Source organism: Shewanella sp. GXUN23E, assembly GCF_050865035.1.
GTDB lineage: Bacteria > Pseudomonadota > Gammaproteobacteria > Enterobacterales > Shewanellaceae > Shewanella.
The window spans coordinates 96,210-113,179 of the sequence record NZ_JBOZWP010000007.1; the positions used below are offsets into that span (position 1 = coordinate 96,210).

Annotated in this window: 17 protein-coding genes; 10 read left to right on the forward strand and 7 right to left on the reverse strand. The window is 49.0% G+C overall.

The genetic code is table 11. The features are described 5' to 3' along the window. Positions 1 to 131 precede the first annotated feature (131 nt). From rssA to ACRRUX_RS08730, 6 genes are all read left to right on the forward strand, one after another. Positions 132 to 1,079, forward strand: a complete 948-nt coding sequence (gene rssA, locus ACRRUX_RS08705) for a patatin-like phospholipase RssA (RefSeq protein ID WP_432529251.1) — start codon at positions 132 to 134, stop codon at positions 1,077 to 1,079. Positions 1,080 to 1,445: 366 nt separating this feature from the next. Beyond that, positions 1,446 to 3,563, forward strand: coding sequence for an anaerobic ribonucleoside-triphosphate reductase (gene nrdD / locus ACRRUX_RS08710; RefSeq protein WP_432529253.1), 2,118 nt, complete (start codon positions 1,446 to 1,448; stop codon positions 3,561 to 3,563). A gap of 75 nt (positions 3,564 to 3,638) precedes the next feature. Further along, positions 3,639 to 4,112, forward strand: coding sequence for an anaerobic ribonucleoside-triphosphate reductase-activating protein (gene nrdG, locus ACRRUX_RS08715; protein ID WP_432529255.1), 474 nt, complete (start codon positions 3,639 to 3,641; stop codon positions 4,110 to 4,112). 77 nt (positions 4,113 to 4,189) lie between these two features. Further along, a complete protein-coding gene (locus tag ACRRUX_RS08720; RefSeq protein ID WP_432529257.1) occupies positions 4,190 to 4,546 on the forward strand; it encodes a YibL family ribosome-associated protein in 357 nt (118 codons plus the stop codon). A gap of 377 nt (positions 4,547 to 4,923) precedes the next feature. Beyond that, on the forward strand, positions 4,924 to 5,538 hold the full coding sequence (gene ribA / locus ACRRUX_RS08725) for a GTP cyclohydrolase II (RefSeq protein WP_432529259.1): 615 nt from the start codon (positions 4,924 to 4,926) through the stop codon (positions 5,536 to 5,538). 425 nt (positions 5,539 to 5,963) lie between these two features. Beyond that, the gene (locus ACRRUX_RS08730; protein WP_432529261.1) at positions 5,964 to 7,232 is read left to right on the forward strand and encodes a hypothetical protein; all 1,269 of its coding nucleotides are present in this window, start codon (positions 5,964 to 5,966) and stop codon (positions 7,230 to 7,232) included. A gap of 370 nt (positions 7,233 to 7,602) precedes the next feature. On the opposite strand, the gene ACRRUX_RS08735 is transcribed toward ACRRUX_RS08730, so the two are convergent. Continuing rightward, positions 7,603 to 7,938 (reverse strand): VF530 family DNA-binding protein, encoded by a 336-nt coding sequence (locus tag ACRRUX_RS08735; RefSeq protein WP_432529263.1) that lies wholly within the window; start codon positions 7,936 to 7,938, stop codon positions 7,603 to 7,605. A gap of 896 nt (positions 7,939 to 8,834) precedes the next feature. Further along, positions 8,835 to 9,509, reverse strand: a complete 675-nt coding sequence (locus ACRRUX_RS08740; protein WP_432529265.1) for a hypothetical protein — start codon at positions 9,507 to 9,509, stop codon at positions 8,835 to 8,837. Between the two features lie 126 nt (positions 9,510 to 9,635). On the opposite strand from ACRRUX_RS08740, the gene ACRRUX_RS08745 reads away from it, so the two are divergent. Both ACRRUX_RS08745 and ACRRUX_RS08750 read left to right on the forward strand, forming a co-directional pair. Then, the gene (locus ACRRUX_RS08745) at positions 9,636 to 11,048 is read left to right on the forward strand and encodes a hypothetical protein (RefSeq protein WP_432529267.1); all 1,413 of its coding nucleotides are present in this window, start codon (positions 9,636 to 9,638) and stop codon (positions 11,046 to 11,048) included. 288 nt (positions 11,049 to 11,336) lie between these two features. Next, positions 11,337 to 11,903: an inovirus Gp2 family protein gene (locus ACRRUX_RS08750; protein WP_432529269.1), complete on the forward strand. Its 567-nt coding sequence runs from the start codon at positions 11,337 to 11,339 to the stop codon at positions 11,901 to 11,903. Between the two features lie 81 nt (positions 11,904 to 11,984). On the opposite strand, the gene ACRRUX_RS08755 is transcribed toward ACRRUX_RS08750, so the two are convergent. From ACRRUX_RS08755 to radC, 5 genes are all read right to left on the reverse strand, one after another. Then, complete coding sequence (locus tag ACRRUX_RS08755) at positions 11,985 to 12,707, reverse strand: lecithin retinol acyltransferase family protein (RefSeq protein ID WP_432529271.1); 723 nt, start codon at positions 12,705 to 12,707, stop codon at positions 11,985 to 11,987. Between the two features lie 102 nt (positions 12,708 to 12,809). Then, complete coding sequence (locus ACRRUX_RS08760; protein WP_432529273.1) at positions 12,810 to 13,370, reverse strand: tyrosine-type recombinase/integrase; 561 nt, start codon at positions 13,368 to 13,370, stop codon at positions 12,810 to 12,812. Positions 13,371 to 13,491: 121 nt separating this feature from the next. Continuing rightward, positions 13,492 to 13,911: a DUF2787 domain-containing protein gene (locus tag ACRRUX_RS08765; RefSeq protein ID WP_432529275.1), complete on the reverse strand. Its 420-nt coding sequence runs from the start codon at positions 13,909 to 13,911 to the stop codon at positions 13,492 to 13,494. 44 nt (positions 13,912 to 13,955) lie between these two features. After that, complete coding sequence (locus tag ACRRUX_RS08770) at positions 13,956 to 14,318, reverse strand: hypothetical protein (protein WP_432529277.1); 363 nt, start codon at positions 14,316 to 14,318, stop codon at positions 13,956 to 13,958. A gap of 65 nt (positions 14,319 to 14,383) precedes the next feature. Beyond that, entirely contained in the window at positions 14,384 to 14,860 is a 477-nt protein-coding gene (radC, locus tag ACRRUX_RS08775; RefSeq protein WP_432529279.1) for a RadC family protein, read from the reverse strand. 159 nt (positions 14,861 to 15,019) lie between these two features. Between radC and ACRRUX_RS08780 the strand changes: the two genes are divergently transcribed. Continuing rightward, positions 15,020 to 15,223: an AlpA family transcriptional regulator gene (locus ACRRUX_RS08780; protein ID WP_432529281.1), complete on the forward strand. Its 204-nt coding sequence runs from the start codon at positions 15,020 to 15,022 to the stop codon at positions 15,221 to 15,223. Between the two features lie 186 nt (positions 15,224 to 15,409). Further along, a complete protein-coding gene (locus ACRRUX_RS08785) occupies positions 15,410 to 16,903 on the forward strand; it encodes a sigma-54 interaction domain-containing protein (RefSeq protein WP_432529283.1) in 1,494 nt (497 codons plus the stop codon). Positions 16,904 to 16,970: the final 67 nt, after the last annotated feature.

Genomic DNA, 16,970 nt, shown 5'->3' on the forward strand with positions numbered 1-16,970 from the left:
TGCGCTTCGGGGTTAAACCCAATTCCGGTGTCGATGGATATTTGTGTGGTCAGTGTTTGCTGTCATTGGTCTGTCAGTCACAACTGATATACTGGCCGCAGATGACCGCAGCAGATAACAGGAGAAAAGGTGTGGCAGGACACAAGCCGTTGACCATAGGGCTGGCACTGGGCAGTGGCGCAGCCAAAGGCTGGGCGCATATTGGTGTGCTTAAAGGGCTGGCAGAGCTTGGAATTTTTCCGGATAAAGTGGCTGGCTGCTCGATTGGTGCGCTGGTGGGCGCTGCCTATGCCAATGACAATCTGGATGAGCTGGAGTCCTGGGTCAGGGGATTTTCCCAGTGGGACGTGCTGGGGCTGCTTGATCTCAGTTGGCGCAAAGGCGGACTGATTGGCGGCGAGCGGGTGTTTAACGTGCTCGAATCCCATATTGGTGATGTGCGCATTGAAGATCTGAAATTACCCTTTATCGCGGTGGCGACCGATCTCTATTCAGGTCAGGAAATCTGGTTCTCTGAAGGGGAGCTGAGGCATGCGGTGCGCGCGTCATGCTCCATGCCGGGTATTTTGTCACCGGTTAAGCAGGGTGAGCGCTGGTTGGTGGATGGTGCTGTGGTCAATCCGGTGCCGGTCTCCGTCGCTCGGGCAATGGATGTGGATGTGGTGATTGCGGTGGATTTGAGTGGTGAGCGACGCCGGCGTATTCAGGCGGTGCCGGTGAGCCTCAAGAGTGAGCCCCCCTCCGCCGCGGATATTGTCAAAGCTGATGCTCACAGTGCGACCGGTTTTACCGATCTGCTGGCCCGTGGCCGGGAATACCTGACCGGGCTGACCGACGTATTTACCAGTAAACCCCGGCAGGACCCTGGCATGCTGGCGGTGATGTCGCAGTCGATGGATATTCTGGAGCAGCGCCACAAGCGCGCCAGGTTGATGGGTGATCCACCGGATGTGTGCATTCTGCCCCGGGTCGGCGACATTGGCATTATGGAGTTTCACCGCGCCGAAGAAGCGATAGCCGCAGGCGAGCAGGCGGTGCTCAGTGCCAGACATCAGATTGAATTGGTATTGGGATTGTGATGTAAACACCTTTACTGATTGCAGTGGTTTAACAATTCCCGTTGAAAACACCCGGTTTGTTACCGGGTGTTTTCGTTTCCGGGCGTTTTCGGGTAAGCGTGCCGGCATTAAATGTTGAAACTGCGTTTGGCCGCACATTTGCCCTGTGACTAGCGCCATTAACCTGGGTGGTCAAGGAGATCCTGGTCACTTTTTGGGGGCAACGACACTAATGACTCACGCTTTGAACTGTTACCTGAATAACTTGATCCAGATCAAAGCAGACGTCGTTCGCTTGGCGCTTAATACGCAACATCTTGTGTTCTAGTACTCACAAGGCACTATATATAGTAAATGCCTTGTCCAGCTTGGGAGTGATAAAACCTTATGCCAGTTGTGATTAAGCGGGACGGTTGCCGTACCTCTTTTGACGGTTCCAGGATTAGGGACGCGGTAATAGCTGCTGCAAGATCTGAAGGGATTACAGACGTTGAATATGCGCAAACCGTGGCTGATGTGGTCAGTCAGGCCGTTGCACATCTGGACGAAGTGGAGATCTCTCATCTGCAGTCTCTGGTAGAAAACCAGCTGATGGAAGGCCCCTACAAGCAGGTTGCCCGCCACTATATTGAGTACCGTCATGACCGCGATGTGTGTCGTGAAACCTCAAGCCGTCTGAACATCGAAATCCGTGGTCTGATTGAGCAGAGCAATGCTTCTATTCTCAATGAGAACGCCAACAAAGACTCCAAGGTGATCCCGACTCAGCGCGATCTGCTGGCCGGTATTGTCGCCAAGCACTATGCCAAGTGTCATATCCTGCCCAAGGATGTGGTGGGCGCCCATGAGCGTGGCGAAATTCACTATCACGATCTGGATTACTCGCCTTTCTTCCCTATGTTCAACTGTATGCTGATCGATCTGGCCGGCATGTTGACCCAGGGCTTCAAGATGGGCAATGCCGAGATTGATACTCCTAAGTCTATCTCTACCGCTACTGCGGTCACGGCGCAAATCATCGCCCAGGTAGCCAGCCACATCTATGGCGGCACCACCATTAACCGTATCGATGAAGTGCTGGCACCGTTTGTGACCAAGAGTTACGAAAAACATCTGGAAATTGGCCGTGAATGGGCGATCCCTGATGCCGAAGCCTATGCTCACAGCCGCACCGAGAAAGAGTGTTATGACGCGTTCCAGTCGCTGGAATACGAAGTCAACACCCTGCACACCGCCAATGGTCAAACGCCATTTGTAACCTTCGGTTTTGGTCTGGGTACCAGCTGGGAATCCCGTTTGATCCAGCAGTCAATGATGAAAGTGCGCATTGGTGGTCTGGGCAAGAACAAGAAAACCGCAGTGTTCCCGAAACTGGTGTTTGCTATCCGTGATGGCATCAACCACAAGGCCGGTGACTGCAACTACGATATCAAGCAGCTGGCGCTCAAATGTGCCACTCAGCGCATGTACCCGGACATTCTCAACTATGAGATGGTGGAAAAGGTGACCGGTTCCTTCAAGACCCCAATGGGCTGTCGCAGCTTCCTGGGTACCTATGAAGAGAACGGCGAACTGATCCATGAAGGCCGCAATAACCTGGGCGTGGTGAGTCTGAACCTGCCGCGTATCGCGCTGGAAGCCAAAGGCGATGAAGCTGAGTTTTACCGTCTGCTGGATGATCGTCTGGCCATTGCCCGCAGGGCGCTGGATACCCGTATCGAACGTTTGCAGGGCGTGAAAGCCCGCGTTGCACCTATCCTGTATATGGAAGGTGCCTGTGGCGTGCGCTTGAAGCCGGATGACGAAGTGTCAGAAATCTTCAAAAATGGCCGCGCGTCGATCAGTCTGGGTTATATCGGTCTGCATGAAACCATCAATGCCCTGTACGGTACAGATGAACATGTGTTTGACAGCGCAGTACTGCGTGAAAAGGCCGTGAATATCGTTAAGCACCTGAAAGCTGCCACTCAGGCCTGGAAGGACGAAACCGGTTATGGTTTCAGTCTGTACTCCACCCCGAGTGAGAGTCTGTGCAGCCGCTTTGCCAAGCTGGATGCCAAAGAGTTCGGTCTGGTTGATGGCGTGACTGACAAAGGTTATTACACCAACAGTTTCCACCTGGATGTGGAAAAGAAGGTCAACCCTTACGACAAGCTGGACTTTGAACAGCCTTATCCTGAGCTGGCCAATGGTGGTTTCATTTGTTACGGCGAATACCCCAACATGCAGCACAATATCGAGGCGCTGGAGGATGTGTGGGATTACAGCTTCAGCCGCGTGCCATACTATGGCACCAACACGCCGATTGATGAGTGTTACGACTGTGGCTACACCGGCGAATTCACCTGTACCAGCAAGGGCTTTACCTGTCCCAAGTGTGGCAACCACGAGCCAAGCCGGGTGTCTGTGACCCGCCGTGTATGTGGCTACCTGGGAAGCCCTGATGCCCGTCCGTTCAACCACGGCAAGCAGGAAGAAGTAAAGCGTCGGGTTAAGCATCTGTAACTGCACGACTTTGTATTAAAAAAGGCGCTCCTTGAATAAGGGCGCCTTTTGTCCTTTTCCGGCAGGAGAAATAAGATGAATTATCACCAGTATTATCCCATCGATGTGGTTAATGGTCCCGGCACCCGTGCCACCCTGTTTGTCTCGGGTTGTGAACATCAGTGCCGCGGCTGCTATAACCAGAGCACCTGGGATCCGCGCTCCGGCCATCTGTTCGATGAGGCCATGGCTGATACCATCATCCGCGATTTGAACGACACCCGGGTCAAGCGCCGTGGTTTGTCCCTGTCCGGCGGCGATCCGCTGTTTCCCGGTAACCTCGCTGCCATCAAGGCGCTGCTGGAGCGGGTGCGCTCAGAGTGTCCCGGCAAAGACGTATGGCTGTGGACCGGTTATACCCATGAGCATTTGACGCCTGAGCAGCAAGCCGTTGTGGCGTTGGTAGATACCTTGGTGGATGGCAAGTTTGAGCAGGCGCTGCAGGACCCGTCACTGGCGTTTCGCGGCAGCAGCAATCAGCGAATTATCTCCCTGAAACCAGTGGAATAAGCGCCGCAATACTCGGACTCATTGGCGATATCTGATATAATCCCGCCATTCGCCGTCAGGCTTCCAGAGGTTTAGTCATGAATTTAAAACAGGAACTGCAACAGCTGCACGATAAGCTGGACAAATTCCGCCGTAAACTTGTTGCAGCAGAGCAACGTGGTGACACTGCCATCGTGATGCAGTTCAAGCGTGAAATTGCTGCCACCACCAAACGTATCTCCGCCATCAAAGGGCAGCAGTCCAGAATTCTGGGTAAAGAAGGCCAGCAGCTCAGTGCCATGGCATTTCGTCGTGAGCTGACCAGTGCCGAGCAGGCTGACATGGGTGCCCTGAAGCGCGCAGTGAAAGGTCTGGTAGTGGTACACCCGATGACCAAACTGGGTCGTGAAATGGGGCTGGAGCGGGTAACCGGTTTCGCACCAAAGCCATTTTAATTGTCGGGCTACCGCCGCATCGGGGCCGGAAGATGACAAAGGGGCCGGGTGCCCCTTTGTTGATCCTGTCGTCAAAACCGGACTTTTACCGAAACCCCGTAGTTGAAGTGTGACGCGATGGACAGACGGGCATTCAATTAAATCAGACTATTCCGGTCGGGTAAAAAAACACATAGAATACCTGACTCGTTTTCTCAGCCGCCAAGGGGTTGAGAGCAGGATTTTTTGAAAGGTACGAATTCGTCCCAGGCCTTTTCTATAGCAGGCTTAACCGTACCCGGTAACCGGGTTGTTCGCACTTTTCTCAAGGTAATAAGTAATTTTGATCAGGGAGGATTGCTGTCTCACGGAAAGAGAGCAGTCGTTAAGGTTGATTCATGTCGATTAAATATATCGCAACGTCCAAGCTGCCAACCCCTTGGGGGGTATTTGCCATGCATGGCTTCGAAGACACAGAAACCGGCAAAGAACATGTGGCGCTGACATTCGGAGATCTGTCAGGCGAGCAGCCCGTGCTTGGACGCATCCATTCAGAATGTCTCACCGGAGATGCGCTGTTCAGTTTACGCTGTGACTGTGGTTTTCAGCTGCAGACCGCAATGCAGAACGTTGCCGAAGCCGGTCGGGGCTTTATTCTTTATCTGCGTCAGGAAGGGCGTGGCATTGGTTTGCTTAATAAAATCCGCGCCTATGCGCTGCAGGATCAGGGCGCCAATACCGTGGAAGCCAACGAGCAGTTGGGTTTTGAAGCGGACATGCGCCGTTATGACATGATCCAGCCGATGCTGGCTCATCTGGGGATCTCCCGGGTGCGTCTGATGACCAATAATCCGCGCAAGGTTAAAGCCATGCAGGATGTGGGTGTGGATGTAGCTGAGCGGGTGCCATTGCAGGTTGGTAAAAATCAGTACAATGAAGCGTATCTGAAAACCAAATCCACCCAGCTTGGGCATCTGATGTCTGAGTATCACTTCGTCGACGAAGATAACTAACCCTCTGCGGATACTGATAATTAAAAGGAGCCTTTGGCTCCTTTTTCGTTTTCGGCACGCCTGATTGCAGAGGTTTCCTGCTGCAATGTTTTTCATATTGATATCAATTCGGTGCATGCCGGAAGGCAAGCTGTGCGGCTCGGTGATGAGGCAGGAACCCTGTTGACAGGTCCACGCGGGCCAGCACCACCCTAGACTGAGTGGGTAGCTAGTTACTCTTCAGCACAGTGTTTTCTCCATAACGAACGATTATTGAACACCGGTAATAAACCTTTTAAAGCAACCAGTTGTACAGATTGTGTGGGTTGAATAGGTGAGCCAGCGCGTTTTTCAACAACCTTTACATTAGTCAGTGATTGTATTTGTCCGGGCAAGCTCCTAGGTTGTTATCCGATTTGTAATATAAAAACAATAAGGGGAAAGCAATGAAAAACGTGAAAATGAAATGGCTTGCCGCGGTAAACGCCGCCATCATGGTTTGTTTGCTGCAATCGGCGGGATTTGCCGAAGAGCTTGATGCTGGTCAAACTGAGAGTCCCGAAATAAAAGAGCGGTTGACGGGTTTTTTGCTGCGGGGCGATGTCAGTGGCGAGGTGTCAGGTTATCAATCTGACCGTAACGGTTTTGACGACCCCAATCAACTGATCAAAGTCAGAAACAGCTCAGGTCAGATAGTTGAAGAGGCTATAGGCAAGTATGTTGATGGTTTGGTTGTACAGGTAGAGTGGAAACATCTGCAGGACAGTGCCAACGGAGAGATCCAGCATTACAGCGAGGGCAATGTCATTGATAAGGCTATTGCGGCCGTCAACGCCTGGAATGCCAGCAACGAAAATCAACTGGGTCTGAAAATCAGGGTGTTTTCCGGCGTATATTCACCTAAGTGGCTAACCCAACATGTTCATAATGGCAAGCTGACACTGCGCAACTGCGAGAATGGCAGCAATGCCACCAATGATGAAGTGTGTGGTCTAAAGGTATACTTCAAAAACGATAAAATCGGTATTTTGCCCTCATACTGGAAGCCTGCATTCCGCACCGCCTGGGAAGATTTTCAGAGCAAACTTGCCGCTGAATATAACGGCATAAGTGTTGTCCGTGAGATTGCCGTATCCGGTTGTATGACACACCATGCTGAGACCATGTGGCGCAATAAAGGTGACTACAACCGTCCTGATGGCCGACACAATATAGAAGTGATGATGGATGTGGGGCTGACGGTGGCAAAAGACAAGGAGTGCCTCGGATGGCAAATCGAGGTCGCTGCGGAAAAGTGGCCCAACACTTACATCGGTATGGCATACAACATGTGGAACAACTACAGCATTGACGATGGACAGTTGGTATGGACTCCGGGCAAAAAATTTACCGATGAACTGATGCAAAAATGTATCGACGAGGCCGGTACGTTTTGTGTTCTGGGAAATAATTCTCTGGGCGTATCCGATATTGGCGATGAAGAGAGCCAGGGGGATGTGACCTACTATCTTAAATCCTATGGCGATGTCGGCCATAACATATACGTGCAGACTGAAACCGCGATAGACAGTCAATATGATGCGCTGAACCATGCCGCTGACGAGCTCAATGCCACTATGGCAGAGCTGCCCACCATCAAAGCCATGAATAACTTCGATGAGACATTTTTATCCGGCAGTCAAATGCAGGGCGCAAGGAATAATCTGAAATTTTAACATGATATGTAGTGGTTCAGACCTGATCTGACAATTACTGAATCTTCAATCAGCCATGCACTTAAGCGTGGCTGATTCTTTATGAGGTTACTGTTTAATACCTATTTCATTTAATCGTTGATCTGTTGCAGCGGGAGTTCAATGCGCTTGAGACAAGGTCATTAACCGCTCCCTGGCAACTGCTCCTGCGTTGCTCTACCTCCTGCATCCATACAGTCGTGCGTCAATGACATTCGCTACATCCTTGTGGCTTGCGAGCTGGCGAAGTCATAGTGGTGCCATGTCAAGACGGCTGGGCACAGTATCAAGTGCATTGAAACCCGCACGCTCTGAATTGATCAAACTATTGATGAAGTTGGTATAAGTCGGCTTATTTTCCCCAAATATGCGCATTCACTCCTGAGGAGGGCTGACGGTTTGCTGCCGCTTTCGGCTCAGTCAGTGTTACCGCTGGACGGGGCTTGACGCTTGCTGGCTTATGGTTGCTTTTAATCCCTTTGTGGCGCAAATAAAGTGCTTCCACTTTGTCTCTGGCCCACTGCTGCTTGCGCAGAAACTTCAGGCTGGACTTGATGCTTGGATCATGGGTGAAGCAACGAATATCAATGCGATTGCCCAGCTCTTCCCACCCCATAGCTTCAACCAGCTCGGTCAGTAAAGTCTCCAGCTTGATACCGTGAAGCGGGTTGTTGGCCTGTTGGCTCATGGTTTTGTGTCTCTGTCTGTAAATTCAGGGCGGATTATACCTGTTATCCCTTACCTGCGCTGCTTTGATGACATCAGACCTGAATGCAGGGTTATTATTTTGCACGCCTTTGTCTGGTTTGGTCGTTTGATTGTTCAATTGTTAATGCGTGGTCAGGTGCTTCAGAAAAACATCTACAAATGCAGCGGTCTCAAGGCAAGCTGAGTTGTGATGGAGGCTCTGGTTATTGATGCGCTGATCCTGCGAGGTTGAATCGATACAAGGTCGACGCACGCCTGCCGATTTCCTCAGGTTTCGAGAAGATGGAACACATCCATAACGGTGATTGGCGGCGTTTCAACTGACTATCGAGCACTGCTCTGAGATCCTGGAGGCAGACATATCAAAATAGGCTGCCAAAATATCCAGCATCATAAAAGGCCTCTGATGATGGGTCAGCAGCATGGATGGAAATGACGTATTGTTTTGAAAAACACCGATTTCAGGTAAGAAAAAAGCCACCCGAAGGTGGCTTTTTTACTAGGCATTGGTGGGGCGGCGTCCACAAAATTGACACCATAAGTTTATGATATAAATAAAAATTATTGGTTTGAATTTGTAGTTGGAATGCTGTTTTGGATACTGCTAAAAATAGTGATTTATTTATCTTTTTAATCATTGGCTTGCAAAATATTAACTCTTGCTGGTTAAGTTCCCGATTTATCTTGCAAACTGACGTCTTAAATTTGAGTTATCTTTGCGTTTCTGTCTATTTTATGAGTTTTTTAATGATGTTTTTGAATCTTTTTTCTAACTAATGGCTCTTAAGTTTTCTTTTGTAGTCTAGCAATGACCGGTGGTGTTTTCTAGGGATATTCTCAAGCCAGTTACATACATTTTATGATGCTAATATAGAGTTACTTGTTGAAGCATGCGAAGTAGAGTTTTGTCGCTCTCAGCAGAGTTTTTTCATCTATAGCGCGATCTTGCTCGTTGGAGTTAAAGATCAGGTCATAGAGTTCTGCCATTTGGATTTTTAGCTCTTCATTTAATGCTATTAGTTGCGAAATTTCATCGCTCCTATCCTCACTTTTGCTGGCAGTCATTAGTCTTAGCTTATCGATGTTATCCCTCTGTCGTTTTATTTTAGCTATTTGTTTTTGTTCTTCTTTATGTTTTTGAAGAGCTGCTTGGTGCCGCAAAAAGTCGCTATACCCACCTTCAATCAACATCGAGATAGTTTCTGACTTTGTGGTGCCCTTGCTCATGCTAGTCAGTTTGTCGGCTGTGGCCTTAGCTAAGCTGAGAGATACAGTTGATATCCCCTTACTCTGGCGATGTTTTCGTACTCGCCAGGCATCCCCCATTGCTCGGGCCAATTGTTTTATTTCGCCAGGTTGCACTGTTCTAGCTGAAAGGTAGGTTGCCAGCTCGATTTTGACTTGTTGCGAGCTGATTGCCGGGTTCGAGAGCTGAATTCCTTTACCTGCAAGGTAGCGATGACTCCAACCCAATGCCTTAGGTGTATCTGAGTCGAAAAAATCAAATAGCTTGATGATATCCGGGGGAGATAATGGCTTGCTGTTTGACATGATTGTTGTGTTTTTTTGTTTGTATTACATGTAATGTAACATGTCGTTGATTGGTTTTCAGTCACTATTTTTATAGGCTTTATGATGGTATACCTAGGGAAGTTTCATCGTTAATGGGATTTTGCAATGGATCTCTTGCAGTCAATGACAGGTGCAGACAGCGCAACCAAGCTAGTGTTACTTGCTTGGTGTGCAAGCTTTGGGTGTGACTGGATCCTTGGAAGGAGGAAGGTTATTGCTGAAGAGTTGGGAGTATCGCAACGTCAGTTAATTGTTGCCTTGGAATATCTGGAAAAGGAGGGGTACTTCTGGAAGATTAAAAGTGCCGTCAAGTATAAAAAAGGGGAAAAGGATCGGCCTCAATTCGAATACAGCTTGTCTCCTGAATCCTGGCTATTGTGGCAAAACTTTCGTGCAGAAATATGCTGGGCGGATGAGTTTGAGTATGCGTTGGTAGCTGCTCATCATTCGCCAAGTAAGGGTCAGGGGAAAACAGCACCACTTACCTGGGCAATGCGCCTTGTATGGGCTGCGTTACTGAAATGCTCAAATCAGGCAGGATATGCGGTGGGAGTCGACTCTCAACGATTTGCGCAGCATTTAAATTTGTCTGATACACAACTTCGGAGAGCAACTAAGGGATTGGTGAGTCGAGGGATAGTTTACGTAACTAGCGGATTGCCGCCAACGGTGGTTACACCTCGCCTAGGGGCAATTTATCGAATTTATCCGCAATGCTCTGATCAGAAGGTTATAAATTTAGGAGTCAATGTCGATGGACACTATTTAACACCATTTCGCTTTTTCAGAGAGTTGGTCGCTTATCATGACAAAGCAGCTAAAACGCCTGAGCGTTTGCCTTGTGCGCGTGATGCGATGTCTTTATCCGATGAGCAATACTTTGAACTTGCCGAGATTTTTTGCAGTAACAAACGTCGATTGGCGATTTATATTCACCACTTGGGCCTTACGGTTATCTGGGAATTACTTAGTGAATTTGGAGCACTTAAGAAAGATGGGAGCCTGTCGACGGCAGGCGACGGGCAAATAGAGTTCCCACTCGAAGAAATCCAGAGTTTAGTTCAATTCAAGCTGTGCAAAGTCCTATCCATGGAGTTGGAAACCTCTGTCGGTGATGGCGATGTTGATACGGAAAAAGGTACTGATGGTGACCAGTTTTTGAAAGGGTTCTTCATTTATAAGCTAGTTGAAGAAGTTGTCTGGAAGCTATGGGAACTCTCAAGGCAATGGCGGGAATTCATTGACTTGTTTGGCTCTAATATACAACTAGTAGGTCATTTGCCAGCGCAAGTCATGGTGGCAACTGTTGGTTGTTCTGATGCTCTTGAAACAGATAACGACTCAAAGGCTAAAGGGGAGCGTACTATGGTAAGTACTTGCGTGCTTCAGGTATCAGTGCCAAATGCTGAACAATACGCTGATACAATGGTCTTTTCTGGGGAAGTATTCTCTTTAGCCAAGGAACCCATAGACAAGCGAGTCAAGTCAGCGATAAAGATCATCACGGATAAGCCTTAATTTAGATAACTCCAGAGTGAAAATTTAGGAGAAGGTCCCGGCGTCATAAAGCATTATTTCGTTTATGCCGTGGATATACGGCGTGTTTGGGGGAAGCAAACATTGGTTTGTTAATATACGTAACACTCTATTTGTATACGTAACACTCTATTTGTTTTGGTAAGTATTTAGTAGTAGTGCTACATCCGCGGTGTGTCTCACTGTGCTTAATGTGTGCGGGATCTGTTTATGTAGAAAAATACTCGATGACTTCATGTTTTGCATGTGTACAAAACATAGGAGTTAACCATGTACAACCCTTACTATCTCAATGCCATATCTAACGTTTTAACCCAGCAAACGACCAACTACAAAAGAGTTTACTTAGTTCGTTTTGACCTGCATTTCCCCAATAGCTGGAGTGACAAGGACCACGGAGCAATCTCACGCTTTATTGAGGCTTTTAAAGCAAGGCTTGTCGTCTGGGATAAGCAAAGAAAGTCCCCAACCGGCATCGGCTTCAGCTATGTGTGGGTCCGAGAACAGCATGAATCCCACAACTGGCATTACCATCTGGTGTTTATGTTTAACAAAGACTCCATTGCGCACCTGGGTAAATTTGATCTGAACCATTCAAACCTGTGCAGTAAAATAGCCACCTCTTGGGCATCAGCGCTCGGTTTGGATGAGCGAGAGGCCGTTAATCTGGTGCATTTCTGTCAGAACGGTCAGTACTACCTGGACGCTAATTCTCCTGATATCCCAAACCAGTTCAATGCAGTGATGCAAAGGCTTAGCTATTTAGCAAAAACTCACAGTAAAGACATTGGTGATGGCCATCGACATCTGGGACGAAGCCAAAAGCCCTTTCTGTAGATAAAAATAAAGAGGGAGGCGAATGCCTCCTCTTTATGTTGTCGACAGAGCAGCCATGTCCAATAGGAATGATTGGGCAAGTTAGTTACAGAACCAGTTCCAGGTATCTTCAATTAAACCGCCGACAGCTCGGACACCATTGACCCCTGTCTCTAGGCAAGACAACGCGGTTTCCAGAGGAACCATGATTGCGCCCTCTGCTAGATTTCCTATTGCAGGCCCATACTCCCCATCAGCCAGAGAGTTTGCCGTATCTGACAGCGTGCGCCCAACTCCATTGATGACAGTCTCCAGTGGCTTGGCAACCAGATCACCAGGTGTACCTATGATGGTGTTAAGGTTATCAGGCAGACCTACATATTCCCCAGCCATCTTACTGATGGTAGAGACTAAGGTGACAGTGCCCACTGTGCTGGTGACTACGCGATATGCGGTGGTGCCAATCATGCTAGTGCGTGCCACAGCCTGAAGCGCCAGATGCTCGGCATTGGCAACTTGGTTGGATGTGGACCTGTCATCAGCGGCTTTATTGACGAAATGCTCACAGTTGTCGGAAAACAACTGATAGTGCATCTCACCTAAGTGACGGCGAGCCTCTTCAATGGCTGTTCTGGGCGCTGGGACGCGACGCTTAAGCCGAACTTCATTGCCGCCACTGAAGATCTCCAGCGGTACCTCTTCGATGATGCCACTTTTGGCTTGATGGATAACCATACCGTCTCCGGTATAGAGACCATGGTGCTCTGTGATCCCCAAGGGATCGATATTGGTGACCAGGTGATCACCGGCTATAAATTGCTTCATGGGATTGCTCCTGTGATTAATGCCAACGAGTACGCATGCACTGTCAGCGGTGATAACAAAGGTGTAGGAAGGGAATATTCGGAGGAGGGGGAGAAGACAGGCCTAGATTTCCAGGGATAGAAAATCCTGATCGACCTGCTGCTGGGTGATACCGATATATCGCAACGTCACGGCTTCAGAGTGGTGCCTGAGCATGCGCATCACCCGGCCCAGGTCTTTGCATTGCTGATACAGCAAATAGCCACGGGTTTTACGCATGGAGTGGGTACCCAGGACGATATTGACCTCCTCACCGATGAGCGAGAACGCCTTAGTCACGGCGCGGCGAGTTAGCGGCTTAGGCGGTTTGTGTTGCATGCCCGGACTGCGATAGGACTGGAACAGATACACGTGATCAGTATGCTCTGCGCGAATGGCCTCAATCCGATCTCGGGTTTTACTGTTGAGTTTGATGCGCGCCAGTTTGCCGGTTTTGCGTTCACGTATCGTGAGTGTGTCGTCTTCAATGTCGCTGAAGCGGATGGCCAGCAGATCTGAAATGCGCAGCGCCAGATTCAGGCCTATCTCCCACACATCGCGCATCTGCCTGCCACTGTGGCGCTCAAGCAGGAAACTGATAAGCTTGATGGTGTCATGATTTTTTACAGCTTCGACTTCCTTCATATGCAAGTTCCTTCAATGTGCTATTTTGTCATTGTGGGAACCGACTATTCTCAAACCCGCATGGGGCCTAAGTTTTAACGTGCCCACAATGCCATTTTGGGTACCTGACAGCGCCAGATGTTCAATGCGTGGTGATTTCCACCTGATAAACATTGGCTTTGTCGTACTCCACGAAGTTTTCTAGATAGGTGGTGATAAGCTCTACCGCCTGAGTAATGGCGCAACAGCCAAAGAAGCTGTTGTAGAGCCGGTGCTCGCTAAAGCAAATGTCCAACTCCTTCACCAGTTCAGGAAATGGCCCGCCGCATAGGGCAAAGTCGGTGACGTAACTTAGTTGCCAGTTACCATCTTGGCGCGTCAGTCCAATCTCCACCGGGTGGTAGCCTCCATCCTCAACGCTATAGTCAGGATCGCGAAAATTAAGGGTAAGCAGGGTACCGTTAGGGCTAGTTTCTGCTGCTGCGTGCGAAGCCAGATACTGGCCGACTAATTGATAGAAGCGCTCGGGCAGGTTGAGTTTGGGATAGGTTGTGAGTTGCATATTACCTCCTATGGCGTTAGTGCTGTTGGTTTCGGGGGGCAGATTCAGGTATGGCTTTGCCAGTCAGGTGACTCGTTACTGCCATGGTTGTAGTACACGCCGTTGATGATGCGCTGCCATTCTCCTGTGGGCTGACCGTACACATTGCAAAGGCATTGTTGCCGCACAAAAGCTATTTCTTTGGGGATGTGCTCAATGAGATCGCGAGGCGAGACCAGTAACAGCGTCCTGCGCAAAGTACTCAATGGTTCTATTGCGGGTGGGCCTATGACATGGCCTTCGTTATCTAAAGGGCGGTTGAATATGGGTAATGTCAGTTCAAGCGCCAAGCGGTTCAGTAGTTGGGGTGATGCGCTGCAGGCCTCAGCTACGCAAGCCTGCGAAAAGCTGTCTGAAAAAACGATCATGGGAACTCCTTATTGGCGGAATGGCAAAATAGCTGCCGACAGGCAGCTTGAGGATGAATGAGGGGTTAGAGCCAGCCGCGTTCGGCAAAGGAACAGCACTTTTCGCCAACAACAATGTGATCAAGAACTGGAACATCTATGGTGGCTAGCGCATTTTGCAATCGAGAAGTTAGCCGCCTGTCTGCTTGAGACGGGGTACAGTCACCAGAAGGGTGGTTGTGGCCAAAAATCACCGCTGCTGCATTGCTGTTCAATACATGACGAACCACTTCTCTGGGGTAGACACTGGCACTGTCTATGGTGCCAAAGAACAGCTCCTTGTAATCAATCAGATGGTGCTGACTGTCCAGCAGCATCACGGCAAAAACTTCTCGGTCATGTTGGTTGAGCTTGAAGCTCAGATACTGCTTTACCGCATCTGGGTTACTGAATACATCGCCGCGCTGATAGCGCTCAGCAATGATATTGGCGGCAGTGTCCAGGATTTGCTGGGCAGTCTCTGACCAACTGTCTGTAGGTGTGGAAAATTGATAGTGGTGCATAAAGCCTCCTGTGAAGAAACGAGCGAAGCACGGGGATGTGCACCTGAGTGATATATATCTGAAAAAGATTCGAATCGGCTTTGGACAAGGGAATAGCAAGCAAAAGTTAAAAAATACCGACAGCGCATATGTGATGAGTCAATAACCAAGGACATCATCATGAGACTGATTAAATTGAAAGAAGTCATGGAATGCACTGCGCTGTCACGCGCCTCGATTTATCGCTTGATGGCACAGGACGATTTTCCTAAATCTGTGTCTTTAGGGGAGCGTTCAGTTGCTTGGGTCGAATCAGAGGTACATGAGTGGGTGTTGGTGAGGATTGGTATGCGTGACAGTGAAATGTCTAATACCCATGTTTAAGTGAGTTCTTAAGGAAATACGCAAAATTCATTGAAATTAAATATGTTTTTTCTAACAATGCTCACACTGCCTTGCCTGCCACCAGCCTTAAAAATAAGGCTGGTGGCAGGCAAGGCTGATACGACCAGGCCACAATCCTTGTAGCCTTGGATATCGCCACCTTATATTTATTGCGTTGGTTTATGGATGAACAATCGTAAAAAGCAGTTGCTGGTGAGCTGGATTGGGGCAACAGATCTAGAGCTATCAGCAGGCCAATTGGCTGGTCCAATTTGGGCCACGGTATCTGCCAAGTCATTTGATGCCGTAGAGCTTATTTATAACTACCCAGATGAAGTGGTGGAGCCCTACCTGGCAAAGTTGTCAGTCCAACTTGATTGCGTTGTAACGGCCATCAAGGCTGACATTCAATCGCCTATCGACTATCGAGAAATTTACCTAGCCACAGATCATTTTCTTTCCCAACGAGCGTTACCCGATACTGAGTTGTCGATTTTGTTAAGCCCAGGGACACCTGCCATGCAAGTGGTTTGGGTGCTATTGGGTAAGACTCGCTACCCGTGTCAATTTTACCAGGCGTCGAGAGAGCAGGGTGTGCAATGCGTTGACATACCGGTACGCCTATCCGCTCAGTTTCTACCTGCAATCGCTGAACTATCGCCTTCGAGCCTTCAAGGTCTTACACAAGACTATCCTGCAATCAGTTCCGCTTTTAATGACATTCTCACTCGTTGTAATGACATTCAGCAGTTAATTCTCAAGGCGCAAATCTTGGCGGAGCAAGAGGTCCCGGCACTTATTTTGGGGGAGAGCGGCACGGGTAAAGAGTTGTTCGCTCGTGCGATCCATCATGCCAGCAGCAGAAAGGACCAAGCATTTGTAGCCGTCAATTGCGGCGCGATTCCGCCTGAGCTTATTGATTCAGTGTTGTTTGGTCACAAGCGAGGGGCTTTTACGGGGGCTTTGGCTGACAAGGCGGGAATATTCGAACAAGCACACCGAGGCACACTGTTTTTGGATGAATTTGCCGAGCTGGATGCAGCGGCCCAGGTCCGGCTGCTGAGAGTCCTTAACGATGGCACATTCACACGTCTGGGGGACACTAAAGAGCAGCGTAGTGACTTTCGACTCATTGTTGCCACTAACAAAGACTTAATGGCCGAAGTTTCAAAAGGACATTTTCGGGATGACCTTTTTTACCGGGTGGCAATCGGTATTCTCAGACTTCCTCCATTAAGGGAGAGGGGGGATGATATCCCGTATCTGGCTGATGCCCTCATGTTGCAACTGACGGAGGGGCACCCAGATTTGACTGGTAAAAATATTTCCGACTCTGCAAAAAAAGTTATCACTCGCCATAATTGGCCCGGCAATATCCGTGAGTTAAAAGCGACGTTACTTAGAGCGGCCTTGTGGGCCACGTCAGACACGATTTCAGCCAGAGACATCGAACAGGCGATATTACCGACTGCAGACTTAAGCGGCTCAATTCTGAATCGGGGTCTTTCGCAAGGCTTTGATATACAGTGTGTTCTTGCTGATGTTGAGCGCCACTACATACTTGCTGCACTCAGTAAAACGAACGGGAGCAAGCGTAAAGCTTCCCAATTGCTGGGTTACAACAATCATCAAACCTTAAGCAATAGAATGAAAAAATTAGCCATTACATCAGCCGATTAACACATTGGCACAATCATCGCTAAGGGAGTATTCCCTGCGCGTACTCAGGGACCGAATAAACAAAATA